11 protein-coding genes are annotated in these 12065 nt (G+C 67.5%); 5 read left to right on the top strand and 6 right to left on the bottom strand.

The features are described from left to right. On the bottom strand, nt 1-430 hold a 430-nt coding region (locus GTP90_RS32700; RefSeq protein ID WP_503826777.1), incomplete at its 3' end, for a Rossmann-fold NAD(P)-binding domain-containing protein. Between the two features lie 116 nt (nt 431-546). Here GTP90_RS32700 and GTP90_RS32695 point away from each other — a divergent pair. Both GTP90_RS32695 and GTP90_RS32690 read left to right on the top strand, forming a co-directional pair. Further along, nucleotides 547-5574: a response regulator gene (locus tag GTP90_RS32695; RefSeq protein ID WP_254452156.1), complete on the top strand. Its 5028-nt coding sequence runs from the start codon at nt 547-549 to the stop codon at nt 5572-5574. A 106-nt stretch (nt 5575-5680) separates the two neighbouring features. Then, on the top strand, nt 5681-5935 hold the full coding sequence (locus tag GTP90_RS32690; protein WP_161087428.1) for an NHLP-related RiPP peptide: 255 nt from the start codon (nt 5681-5683) through the stop codon (nt 5933-5935). 21 nt (nt 5936-5956) lie between these two features. Here the strand turns inward: GTP90_RS32690 and GTP90_RS32685 are convergent, their stop codons facing one another. Both GTP90_RS32685 and GTP90_RS32680 read right to left on the bottom strand, forming a co-directional pair. After that, entirely contained in the window at nt 5957-7096 is a 1140-nt protein-coding gene (locus tag GTP90_RS32685; protein ID WP_161087427.1) for a putative peptide maturation dehydrogenase, read from the bottom strand. A 19-nt stretch (nt 7097-7115) separates the two neighbouring features. Continuing rightward, on the bottom strand, nt 7116-7706 hold the full coding sequence (locus GTP90_RS32680) for a 2'-5' RNA ligase family protein (RefSeq protein ID WP_161087426.1): 591 nt from the start codon (nt 7704-7706) through the stop codon (nt 7116-7118). 79 nt (nt 7707-7785) lie between these two features. Here GTP90_RS32680 and GTP90_RS32675 point away from each other — a divergent pair, with 79 nt between their 5' ends. From GTP90_RS32675 to GTP90_RS32665, 3 genes are all read left to right on the top strand, one after another. Beyond that, nucleotides 7786-8166 (top strand): BlaI/MecI/CopY family transcriptional regulator, encoded by a 381-nt coding sequence (locus tag GTP90_RS32675; protein WP_161087425.1) that lies wholly within the window; start codon nt 7786-7788, stop codon nt 8164-8166. Beyond that, nucleotides 8153-9403, top strand: coding sequence for a M56 family metallopeptidase (locus GTP90_RS32670; protein ID WP_161087424.1), 1251 nt, complete (start codon nt 8153-8155; stop codon nt 9401-9403). The genes GTP90_RS32675 and GTP90_RS32670 overlap by 14 nt, the downstream gene beginning before the upstream one ends. Before the next feature lie 86 nt (nt 9404-9489). Beyond that, the gene (locus GTP90_RS32665) at nt 9490-9681 is read left to right on the top strand and encodes a hypothetical protein (RefSeq protein WP_161087423.1); all 192 of its coding nucleotides are present in this window, start codon (nt 9490-9492) and stop codon (nt 9679-9681) included. Nucleotides 9682-9809: 128 nt separating this feature from the next. Here the strand turns inward: GTP90_RS32665 and GTP90_RS32660 are convergent, their stop codons facing one another. The 3 genes from GTP90_RS32660 to GTP90_RS32650 all read right to left on the bottom strand — a co-directional run. Then, nucleotides 9810-10352, bottom strand: coding sequence for a response regulator transcription factor (locus GTP90_RS32660; RefSeq protein WP_117010834.1), 543 nt, complete (start codon nt 10350-10352; stop codon nt 9810-9812). Further along, nucleotides 10342-11718, bottom strand: coding sequence for an ATP-binding protein (locus GTP90_RS32655; RefSeq protein ID WP_161087422.1), 1377 nt, complete (start codon nt 11716-11718; stop codon nt 10342-10344). Before GTP90_RS32655 ends, GTP90_RS32660 begins: the two co-directional genes overlap by 11 nt. Beyond that, nucleotides 11719-12065: SURF1 family protein (locus GTP90_RS32650; RefSeq protein ID WP_308937329.1), on the bottom strand; the 347-nt coding region annotated here is incomplete at its 5' end.

Here is a 12065-nt window from a genome sequence, read left to right as displayed (position 1 = left end):
CCCGCGTGGGCGCCAGCGGCACGCCGCGCTCCCATGCGCCGCTGCGCACATGCCGGTCCAGCGCCGGCAGCCGGCGCGCCGCCGACAGCAGCAGCGTCAATGCCAGATCCGCCACGTCGTCGGTCAGCACGCCCGGCGTGTTGGTGACAAAAATGCCACGCGCGCGGGTCGCGTCCAGCGCCACCGCGTCCACGCCGATGCCGTTGACGGCGACGATCTCCAGCCGTGGCAACTGCTCCAGCAGCGCCGGGCCGATGCCGATCGCGCCGGTCGTCAGCACGCCGCGTATGCCCGGCGCCACAGCGGCCAGCCATTCCGGCTGCGCCTCGCAGGGCTGGCGCCACAGATGATGGCAGTGGAACGCCTGCTCCAGCCGTTCCATGACCGCCGCCGACGGACTCGCCGCCAGCACCAATATTTCCGGTTTCATATCGCTATCCTCGTCCATGTGACGATTGTACAAGGGACGGCGCACAACGTGCTTTGCATGGACTTTCCGCCGGCATTTCCGTATGCTGGAAGCACCTTCCTGGAGCGCGCCCCGATTTGAACGTCCACGCCGCCACACCGCACCGTCCCGCCGCGCGCCGCTGGCTGCTGGCGGCGCTGGCGGCCTGCATGATGATGTGCGGGCCCGCCATGGCTGCCCCAGGGCGCTGGGACCAGCTGGCCACGCCGCTGTTCGAGCACCTCGGCCTGGAACAAGGGCTGCCGCACCCGATCGGCCTGACGCTGGCGCAGGACGGCGACGGCTACATCTGGGTCGGCACGCAGAGCGGCCTGGCGCGCTGGGACGGCTATCACATGCGCAGCTTCCACCACGACGCCGCCAATCCGGCCTCGCTGCCCGGCGATTTCGTCCAGGTGCTGCACGTGGATGTGCGCGGCCGGCTGTGGGTGGGCACGGCGGCCGCGGGATTGAGCATGTTCGACCGCCGCACCGAACAATTCAGCCGCCCCAGCGACGAATTGGGCAAGGGCCAGATCAGCGCCATCGCCAGCGACGCCAAGGGCAACCTGTGGCTGGGCACACCGAAGGGCCTGAAATACTACGACACCGTCCAGGGCACGGTGCGCCTCTACAGCCACGAGGAACATCCCGGCCTGCCCGACAACCAGATCCGCGCCCTGCTGGTGGACCGCGCCGGCACGCTGTGGATAGGCTCCGCCACCGGCCTGTCGCGCCTGCGCGACGGCGGCGCCATCACCCCGGTCCCCGTCAACGGCGACGCCCACGGCGCCTGGACCGACACCGTCCTGTCGCTGGGCGAGAACAGCGTCGGCCAGATCGCCTTCGGCACGCTCAAGAGCGGCGTCGGCGTGGTCGACGCGGCCTCCGGCCGGGGCCACCTGCTCACCATTGCCGGCGTCAAGGAACTCCAGGCCAACATGGTGCTGGCGGTGGTCGAATCGACGCCCGGCACCTGGTGGGCCAGCACCTACGGCGGCGGCGTGGTGGAGTTCCGCAACGGCCAGGGGCGCCGCATCCTGCACCAGCCGGCGGTGCCGCCAAGCCTGAGCAACGACCGCGCCGCCGCCCTGCTGCGCGACCGCAGCGGCATGATGTGGGTGACCACCGAGCGTGGCGTCGACCTGTTCGATCCCCACAACGAGAGCGTCGACTCGGTGTTCGGCGCCCAGGGCGCGCCGGAAGCGGCGGTCACCGCGCTGATGACCGACCGCCAGGGCCAGGTGTGGATCGCGCTGGCCGACCAGGGCATCGACATCGTGCGGGCCGACGGTTCGCGCCGCGCCGCGCTGCGCCCCGACCCCGCCCATCCCGACAGCGCGCTGCCCAACCGGATGGTGTTGTCGCTGGCCGAAGCCGGCGGCGGCGAGGCATGGATCGGCACCCAGCTGGGCCTCTACCGCACCCGCGACGGCGCGCGCGGGGTTCGCCGCATCGCGCTGCCCGAGCCGAATCCCTCGCCGCGCATCGGCACCATCCTGAACCGCAAGGGCGAACTGTGGCTGGGCACCTTCGACGGCCTGCTGCGCTACGATCCGGTCGCGGGCACGGTGCGCCGCTACGTGCAGGGAGCGGCCGACGCCGGAGGCCTGACCGACAACCGCATCCACGCGGTGGTGCCCGGCGCCGGCGGCGGCTTGTGGATCGCCACCCGCAACGGCTTGAACTGGCTCGATCCCGACACCGGGAAGGTGGAACAGATCCACGCCCAGCCCGAGCTGCCGTCCGCGTTGTCGGAGGCGGTCCTCCTCTCGCTGGCGCTGGACACGCGCGGCCGCCTGTGGGTGGGCACCTACGGCGGCGGCATCTGCGTGATGACCGGACGCGATGCGCATGGCGCGCCGGTGTTCCGCCGTATCGCCACGCTGGGCGGGCAGGCAGCCGGCAGCATCATGTCGCTGCAGGCCGATCCCGTGGGCCGCATCTGGGCCGCCACCGCCGACAGCATCGCCGTGATCGACGTGGACTCGTTCAAGGCGCGCGCGCTGACCCGCGCCGACGGCCTGGCGTTCCGCACCTTCTTCATCGGCGCCAGCACGGTCACGCCCGAACGCGACCTGGTGTTCGGCGCCACCGCCGGCATGGCGGTGGTCTATCCTGGAAGGCTGAGCGACTGGGGCTTCCGCCCGCCGCTGGTGATCAGCGCGGTGCGGCGCGACCAGCAGACGATCACGCCCGGGCAGATGGCCAGCGACCAGGGTCCGACGCTGACCCTCAAGCCGGAGAACCAGGGCTTCGAGGTGGAACTGGCGGCGCTGGACTTTTCGGCGCCGCAGCGCAACCGCTATGCCTACCTGCTGGAAGGCTTCGACCAGCACTGGGTGGAGGCCGACGCCAGCCGGCGCATCGCCTCCTACAAGCACCTGCCGCCCGGCGTCTACCACCTGCGCATGCGGGGCAGCAACCGCGAAGGCATGTGGAACACCGAGGAACTGCAACTGCGGGTGGTGGTGCTGCCGGCCTGGCACCAGACCTGGTGGGCATGGCTCTGCTACCTCGCCGCCGCCTGCCTGCTGGCGTGGGGGCTGGTGCGCTGGCGCGTGCGCCAGCTGCACCACAAGGGCGAGCAGCTGCAGGCGCTGGTCTACTCGCGCACGCGGCACCTGGAAAAGCTCAACGCCATCGTCAAGTCGATCAACGAGCAGCTCGATTTCGACGCGCTGCTGCACACCATCCTGCACGAATCGACCGTCATCGAAGGCGTCGATTCGGCGATCGCGCTGGTGCGCGAGGCCGGCACCGAGACCTTGTCGCTGCGCGCCGCGTGGGGCCGCATCGACGCGGCGGCGGACGCCTACAACATCGACCTGCGCCAGGCCGAGCTGCGCTACGCGCCGGCCGACTGCATGATCGCGCAGGACATCTTCGAAGTCCACCGCCGGCACACGCTGCCCGGCGACGTGTGCGCCCTGCTGTCGGTGCGCGTGGTGATCGACGGCCAGGTCGAAGGCTACCTGGTGTTCAAGAACTACCAGTACCGCGCCACCTTCGCCGCCAGCGACCTCGATCTGCTCAAGGCGTTGAAGGAGCCGTTCGTGTCGGCCTACCAGAAGGCGCGCGCGCTGCGGCTGCTGGAACAGGCGCGCGCCAACGCCGAAGCGGCCACCCGCGCCAAGAGCGACTTCCTGGCCAACATCAGCCACGAGATCCGCACGCCGATGAACGCCATCCTCGGCTTCGCCGGCCTGGGCACGCACCTGGACCTGCCGCCGCAGCCGCTGGACTACTTCCGCAAGATCGGCCGCGCGGGCCAGAGCCTGCTGGAGATCATCAACGACGTGCTGGACTTCTCCAAGATCGAATCGGGCAAGCTGGAACTGGAAGCCCTGCCCTTCGACCTGCCCGACACCCTGAGCCAGCTGGCCGACCTGTTCGCGTGGCGCGCCGCCGAGCGCGGACTGGAACTGGTGATCTGGGCCGCGCCGGACGTGCCGTCCAACCTGCTGGGCGATCCGCTGCGGCTAAGCCAGATCCTGGTCAACCTGGTCGGCAACGCGCTCAAGTTCACGGCGCGCGGCCACATCGAGCTGCGCGTGGAGCGCGACCACGGCGCGCCGGTGCCGGCGGACGCCTTGGGCCAGGCGCCCGTGGCGCTGCGCTTCGTGGTCGAGGACAGCGGCCTGGGGATCAGCAGCGAGCAGCAGGCCCGCCTGTTCCAGGCCTTCGCCCAGGCCGACGCCAGCACCACGCGCCTGTACGGCGGCACCGGCCTGGGGCTGGCGATCTCGCAGCAGCTGGTGCGCAAGATGGGCGGCGTGATCCAGGTCGACAGCGAACCTGGCGTCGGCAGCAGCTTCAGTTTCACCGTGGCGCTGCAGCCGGCCGCCGACCAGACGCCGCGCCAGGCGCCGCTGCCGCCGTCGGTGCTGGGCAAGCGCGTGCTGGTGGTGGACGACAGCGAGGCGGTGCGCCACATGCTCAAGATCCAGCTGGCCAGCATGGGCCTGAAGCCGCGCGCGGTGGCCTCGGGCACGGCGGCGGTGGCGGCCATGCAGCTCGAACCCTATGACATCCTGATGATGGACGCCGCCATGCCGGACCTGGACGGCATCGAAACCCTGCACCGCATCGCCGACGATCCGCAGCTGTCGGCGGTGCCGGCGGTGCTGATGGTGACCGCCTACGCGCGCGAGCACGATCGCGCCACCGCCGAACAAAGCCGCGTGATGCCCTTCATCGACAAGCCGGCCAGTCCCTACCTGCTGCGCGGCGCCGTGCTGGCGGCGCTGGGTATCGAAAGTGGCCAGCCGGCCGTCAAGCTGGCGGCGCCGCCGTCGCTGGCGGTGCAGCGCATCCGCGGCGCGCACGTGCTGGTGGTGGACGACAACAGCATCAACCAGCAGGTGGCCAGCGAGATCCTGCAGCGCGCCGGCGTCAAGGCGGACCTGGCCGCCAGCGGCGAAGAAGCCGCGCGCATGACCGCAGCCGGCGCCTACGACGCGGTGCTGATGGACATCCAGATGCCGGACATGGACGGCTACCAGGCCACGGCCCTGATCCGCGCCGACCAGGCCCACGGCAAGCTGCCCATCATCGCCATGACCGCGCATGCGGTGGCCGGCTACCGCGAGCGCTGCCTGGAGATGGGAATGAACGACTACGTGACCAAGCCGATCGATCCCGACACCTTGTACGCGGTGCTGGCAACCTGGGTCGAACCGAGCCAGGCGCGCGCCGAGGCGGCCGACCTCGCGCCGGCCCGCGGCGTGCCGGACGTGGCCTCGTCCATCGCGGTGCGCGGCATCGACATGGCGGCGGCGATGGAACGGCTGGGCGGCCAGAGCCGCCTGCTGGAGCGCTTGCTGGGGCTGTTCGCCAAGGACTTCGGTGCGAGTTTGCAACAGATTCAAGATGCAATCGACCACGGCGACTTCCTGAAAGCGGCCGACCAGGTGCACAAGATACGCGGCGCGGCCGGTAACATCTCGGCAACGGATTTGTTCGAGACGGCCACCGCGCTGGAAGACCGTTTGCGCGACGATCCCCCTGCGCTGACCGATTTGCTGATGGCTTTCGCGCAAGCGTTCGATGTCGTGATGGAAAGTGCCCGCATGAACGCGGACGGGCCGCCCAGCCGCGCCAGCGAACTGGCCCGGACCGGCTAGCGTTTTGACAGTGACGAATCCGCTTGAGATGGCGCCGGCTTTGGCCTACGATGATCTTGCGTTTCGACACGCGACATTTCCATATACCCACACGAAAGGTTCAGACATGGCCATGCACTCCCCGCAAGATCTCGATCTGCTGCTGTCCAAGCTGTCCGGCGACGACGAGTTCCGCACCAGCTTTCTGAAAGATCCGCAGCTGGCGTTGGGCACCCTGGGCATCGAGCTTGATGCCGACAAGATTCCCGCCCTGCGCAGCCTGCCCGCCAAGGAAGTCTTCATCGCCAGCCGCCACGCCATCAAGGGCAAGCTGGAAAACGCCGCCGGCGCGGTTCCGTTCTTCCTGTCGGGCCAGCGCTAGCCCCGTGGGTTACGGTGGGGCCTACGGTTCGTAGCGCAATTCCACCGTATCCCGCGCGCCGGACGCCGGTCCGCAGCCGCATACGGCGATCACCATGTCCTTCAACGGATCGAGTCCGAACACCCGCTCGATATCGATCTCGTTCACCGCCGCCGTCACAAAGGCCGGCATACCCGCCTCGGTGGCCAGCAGATAGAAAGTCTGCGACAGATGGCCGGCATCGAGCAGCAAGGCGCGGTAGGCCTTGGCGTGGTTGCGGTACTTCCAGAAGTTGCGCTCCACCCGCGCCGCCAGCACCACCATCATCGGCGCATCGACAAACCAATCCTGGTCGGCCACCATGCGCAGCGCCAGTTCCGCGGTTTGCGCGGTGTCCATCGCCGCCAACGGCTCCAAGGCGTGACGCACCGGATGGTAGTGATACAGCCCGGGCGCGATGCCCTCCACGCGCTGCGCCAGCACGTAGGCCTCCACCGGATGCAGTCCGCCGGCCGAGGGGCTGAGCTTCTTGAGCACGAAGGCGTCGGGCGCCATTTCACGCTCGCCCTGCGAACCGAAGGCGCGCTGCAGCAGCCGGGCGACGGTGGCGATCGGCAGCACGGCGGCGGGATCGAAATTGCGGCCGGTGTAGCGCTGGAACAGCGTGTCGTCCAGGCGCGCGCGGTCGGGATACGGCAGCGCGATGGCCTCGCCCTCGGCGCAGCGTTCGATGACCGGGCCGGGTGGCGTGCCGTATGAAACCACCAGTTCTTCAAAGCTGGGGAACTGCATGCCCTTGTCGACCCGCATGTCGCCCCAGCGGCTGAACACGTGCGCGGCGGCCGACAGGGGCCGCCAGTTCTGGGAGCGCAGCGTTTCGTCGCGTTCGCGGAAGCGGGCGTCGTCGCCGATCAGCAGGCCGCATTCGAGCAGGCGGGCGATCACGGCGGCGCCGTACTGCTGCGCGCAGTCGGCGCTTTCCTGCCACAGCGTCAGGCCGATGCCGCCCAACGCCGCCACCTCGTCCGGCGTGACCTCGACCTCCTCGCCCAAGTGCGGCGCCAGCGCCATCCAGCGCATGGAGGCGCCGAGCGGTCCATCGCCGGCAAACAGCGCTGTCCAGTCGATATCCAAATCCTCTCGGGGTTCCAGGAACAACACGGCGCAACGTCTGATCAGCATGATGGACTCACCTTGAAAGTTAGCCTTGCAAACTCCAGCGGCCTAATGCGGTGTAAGGCAGGTTCTGGCCGATGTGGCTGTGGACCAGCACCAGTTCGCGCACCGTCCACTCGACCGGAGCGACGGCTTGCGGCGGGACCGTCACATCATCGTACAGCAGTGTGACGTGCGGCGTATAGCTGGCCGGGTTGCCGGGCAGCCCGGCCTTGCGCAGAGCTGTCGCGAGACTTTTATACAGGGAGTCAAGGCCGCCCACGCCGTCGCCGCCGGCCAGCACGAACGGGCGGTGGCGGGCACGGTTGACGAAGGTCTGTGCCATGTCGAAGCGGACGGCGAAAGGCGCCGTTGCCGCCGCCACCGAAGCGGCTGCCTGCCCTGCCCGCGCGAGCAGGCTGTCGGGCATGCCGGGAAAGTCGCCCAGGTTGCACAGCGTGGCGTGCAGGCGCGCATCGGCGATGGGACGGCCGCGCATGGCGTGTGCGGTCTTCAGTTCGGCGGTGAGGTTGTGGATGCGGGCGATGGCCGCGGCGTCGGGCAGGACCGCAAAGAAGATGCGGTCCGTCAGCTGTGGTTCGGGCTCGAAGCCCGGCAGTAAGGTCTGTTGTGTCATGGGTCTCAGTTTAACGCTTGACAGCGTCGATTACAACTGTAATCATTTGCAGCGATTACACCTGTAAATGAAAGAGCATATGAAAGCCATCCCGCAGATCAGCGAAGCAGAATCGGTCGTCATGGAGGCGCTGTGGACGCATAGCCCGCGCAGCGCGGAGGACGTCGCCAGCGCCATCGGCGACGAACGCGCCTGGCAGGAATCCACCGTCAAGACCTTGTTGAACCGGCTGCTGCGCAAGAACGCCGTCAAGGTGCAGAAGGACGGGCGGCGCTACCTCTACTCGGCGGCGATCACGCGCGAGCAATGGCTGCACAGCGAAAGCAAAGGCTTCCTGGACCGGCTGTTCGACGGCCGCCTGGCGCCGATGGTGGCGCACTTCAGCCGCCATCGCAAATTGAGCGCGGCCGACCTGCAGGAGCTGAAACGGTTGATCGGGGAGCTTGATGCCGACAAATGATATCGCCGTCCTGCTGCCTGGACTGCTGCCGGCCCTGCTGCGCGCCACCGTGGTGCTCAGCCTGGCCGTGAGCGCGGTGTTCGCGTTGCGGCTGCCGCTGCGCCGCTGCTTTGGTCCCGGCGTCGCCTACGCCGCCTGGCTGGCGGCGCCCCTGTGTACACTGGCCGCGTTGATGCCCGCCGCGCCGGAAGGCAGCGTGCTTGCGCTGCGCGCGACGCCATCCGGGCTGTCATTCGCCACAACGATGCAGGAGCTGGCGCCGGTTGCCTCATCGATGGGAGCACGTGCTTATATCGTTCTGGCCTGGCTGGCGGGCGTCCTTGGCGCCGCCGCGCTTCAGATAATCCGGCAACGGTCCTACCTGCGCAGCCTCGGCAAGCTGACGCGGCGCGGCGGCATCGCCTATGCCGACTCGCCGCATGCCGGCCCCGCGCTGGTCGGTTTGTGGCGGCCCATCGTGGTGGTGCCGGCGGACTTCGACGACCGCTACACACTCGAGGAGCGAGAGCTGATCCTGGCGCACGAACGCGCCCACGCCAGCCGCCGCGACCCGGTCGCCAACGCGGCTGGCGCAGTCTTGCGCTGCCTGAACTGGTTCAATCCCCTGGCCCATGTCGGCGAACGCCTGATGCGCGCGGACCAGGAATTGGCTTGCGATGCCGGCGTCATGCGCCGCCACCCCAACGCGCGCCGCAGCTACGCCAACGCGATGCTCAAGACCCAGTTATCGGCAAACGCAGCCCCCCTGGCATGTCAATGGCAATCCACCCACCCGCTGAAAGAGAGAATCATGAGCTTGAACCAGACCACACCGTATGCCCTGCGTATGACCGGACGCCTGCTGATCGCCGCCGCGATGGCAACAGGCGGCTGGGCCGCCTGGGCGGCGCAGGAAGCCCCCAAAGGCGAGCTGTACGACATCGCGATGAAACTGAACGTGGACGGCGCCAAGAGTGCCCCTCACCTGCATACCCGCAGCGATGAACCGGCAAGTTTCCGCAGCGGTGAAGGCGCGCAGCAATGGCAAGCGCAGCTCACGCTCAAGCCGGCCGACAACGGCAAGATGTTCATCAGCGCCCTCGTGAAGCATGCCGGCAAGCCGGTCAGCAAGCCGGGCCTGCTGGTGGCGCTGGGCGAACCGGCCACAGTCAAGATCGACACGGAAGACAAGTCGCACATGGAAATGGAACTGACGGTGACGCAACTGCCGAAATATGCCCAACGACAAAAAAACTAACTTTTGGTGAAAAATAATACATTTACCGCAATGTTTACGATAGGATATTGTTTCCTGGCCGTAGGCCATATTCCCAAGGAGAAACCATGAAATCGAAAATGATCATTGCAGGTTTGATTGCAGCGGTATGCGCAGCGAGCGCACTGGCCGCGCCGGCGCCATACATGTGGTACAAGAGCAAGCTGAACGGCTCCCTGGCCTGCTCCAACGCCTACATGGGCAGTGGCTGGGAACCGCAACCGCAGCTGGGCACGTTTAAAAACGCCGCCTGCCGCTAATCAACTTTGGGGTCAAGTCTGACATTCGGACACGGCCTCCGCCGTAGCAGGCCGCTACGGCGGAGGCCGTGTCCGAATGTCAGACTTGACCCCAATTTTCTGTTTGAACGTCGGACATAAACCGAATTTTATTTGACGCGCTGTTTCTCCAGCTTGCGTGCCAGGGTGCGGCGGTGCATCCCTAGCCGGCGCGCGGCTTCCGAGATGTTGAAGTCGGTCTCGGCCAGTACTGTGTGGATGTGCTCCCACTCCAGCGTCTTGACCGACGTGGCGCGGTTGGTCAGCTCCAGCTCGGCGGCGCCCGCGACGTGCTCGAAGGCGGCTTCGATGTCGTCGGTGTTGGACGGCTTGGCCAAGTATTGGCAGGCGCCCAGCTTGATCGCTTCCACCGCCGTGTTGATGCTGGCGAAGCCGGTCAGCACCACGATCAACATTTCCGCATCGTGTTGATGCAGCATCTGCACGCACGCCAGCCCCGACGAGTTCCCCTTGAGCTTGAGATCCACCACCGCGTAGCCCGGCGAATGATCGACCAGCAGCCCGCTCGCTTCATCCACGTTTTCGGCCAGCAGCACCTTGTACCCGCGCCGCTCGAACGAGCGCCCCAGCGTGCGGGCGAAGGCGGCGTCGTCCTCGACCAGCAACAGCACGCGTTCTTCTTCAGTAGTCATATTGATTCGTTTCCGGTTTGATTTCAATCTCGGACAGCGGCAGCGTCAGCCGCACCAGCGCGCCGCCGTGCGGCAGGTTCGACGCCGTCACCGCGCCACCCAGCGTGCGCGCGACGTTCACCACCAGGAACAGCCCCAGGCCTCCGCCCGGCCGTCCCTTGCTTGAATTGTAGGGCTTGCCCAGCTGCGCCAGGATCGCCGGCGCGAAACCAGGCCCGGCATCGGTCACCTGCAGCACCAGCTGATCGTCCTTCACGCTGGCCTCCATGCGCAGCCATTGCGGCGAGGCTTCCAGCGCATTGTCCAGCACGTTGCAGATCATTTGCTTGAGCGTCGAGTCCGATACCACCGGATGGTCCGGCACGATGCGATTGTCGTATTCAAAATCCACCACCGGCCGCCCCACCCGCCATTCCGCCACCAGATCCGCCAGGAAGGTGTTGACGGTGGTGGCCGCCGACGATTCGCCGCGGGTCTCCCCCGCCGACAGCAGGATCCCGCTGACGATGGATTTGCAGCGCATGAGCTGGGTCTGCATCTCGCCGATCTCTTCCAGCAGCTCGCCGTTGGCCTTGAACTCGGGCATGTGCTTCCAGTCGCCCAGGATCACCGCCAGCGTCGCCAGCGGCGTTCCCAGTTCGTGCGCGGCGCCCGAGGCCAGCAGCCCCATGCGAATGATGTGGTCTTCCTCGGCCGCGCGCTGGCGCAGGTCGGCCAGCTTGGTGGCCGTCACCCGCATGTTGCGCATGATGCGCGTGATGAAGATGACCAGCAGCGCAGCATCCAGCACGAAGCAGATCAGCATGCCCTGCACGTACAGGCTGAGGATGCCGCGCGCGTGGTCCAGCGGCAGCGACAGCGGCTCGGAGAACAGCGCCAGCCCGGCGATGCAGGTGCCGGTCACGCCGACGATGGTCCAGGTCGACCATGCTTCCAGCAGCACCGCGCCCAGGATCACGTGCAGCAGGTACAGGAACACAAAGGGATTGGTGGCGCCGCCGCTCAGGTAGAGCTGCGCCGTCAGGCTGGCGATGTCCACCGTCAGCGCCAGCAGCAGCTCGCTGTTGGACACCACCTGGTTTTCCTGCCAGCGCAAGGTGCTGGCGATGTTGAACGCGATCAGGCACGCCAGCACGTTGAGCATGGCCGGCAGCGGCAGGCGCACGTCGAACACCATGGTGGCGGCGAAGATGGTGGTGATCTGGCCGATCACGGCGATCCAGCGCAGCTGGATCAGCTGCTGCATGTTCTTGTGCCCGGCCGCGTGGGTGATGGTGTTGGCCGAGGCCTTCACCTCGGCCAGCGGCTCGATGACCGGCGCGTTCGGCCGGCCCCTGTCATACGGATTATCGTTTTTCCTTGCCATTTATGCTTGTTTTTTTGATTTGCGCCCCTCGCGGACGACCCATGCCGCGCCGCCGACTATCATCAGCGCCAGCGCGTACCAGGTGACAGCATAAACCAAATGGTTGTTGACGAAGGAAACTACCGTCAGTCCGCCCAGTGGTTCGCCCTCCTCCGGCGCGCCGGGAGCGGCGTCGGCATCGACGAAATACGGCGCCACGGCCGGCAATCCGCGCGCGCGGGCGATGGCTTGCACGTCGCGCGTGTACCAGTAGTTGCGGGCCGGCTCATTGGCGCGCAGGCGGCCGCCCGCCTCGCCCAGCCGCAGCAGGCCGGTGACGGTGACCGTGTCGCCGCCGCGCGCGCAGG

Origin of the sequence: Duganella vulcania (genome assembly GCF_009857655.1) — a bacterium.
Lineage (GTDB): Bacteria > Pseudomonadota > Gammaproteobacteria > Burkholderiales > Burkholderiaceae_D > Rugamonas > Rugamonas vulcania.
This window is presented reverse-complemented; position numbering and strand designations above follow the sequence as displayed.

Coding starts and splice junctions, on each gene's coding strand:
- GTP90_RS32690 (WP_161087428.1), top strand. CDS start 5,681: ATGGCCATGCACTCCCCGCAAGATCTCGATCTGCTGCTGTCCAAGCTG.
- GTP90_RS32685 (WP_161087427.1), bottom strand. CDS start 7,096: ATGCTGATCAGACGTTGCGCCGTGTTGTTCCTGGAACCCCGAGAGGAT.
- GTP90_RS32680 (WP_161087426.1), bottom strand. CDS start 7,706: ATGACACAACAGACCTTACTGCCGGGCTTCGAGCCCGAACCACAGCTG.
- GTP90_RS32675 (WP_161087425.1), top strand. CDS start 7,786: ATGAAAGCCATCCCGCAGATCAGCGAAGCAGAATCGGTCGTCATGGAG.
- GTP90_RS32670 (WP_161087424.1), top strand. CDS start 8,153: ATGCCGACAAATGATATCGCCGTCCTGCTGCCTGGACTGCTGCCGGCC.
- GTP90_RS32665 (WP_161087423.1), top strand. CDS start 9,490: ATGAAATCGAAAATGATCATTGCAGGTTTGATTGCAGCGGTATGCGCA.
- GTP90_RS32660 (WP_117010834.1), bottom strand. CDS start 10,352: ATGACTACTGAAGAAGAACGCGTGCTGTTGCTGGTCGAGGACGACGCC.
- GTP90_RS32655 (WP_161087422.1), bottom strand. CDS start 11,718: ATGGCAAGGAAAAACGATAATCCGTATGACAGGGGCCGGCCGAACGCG.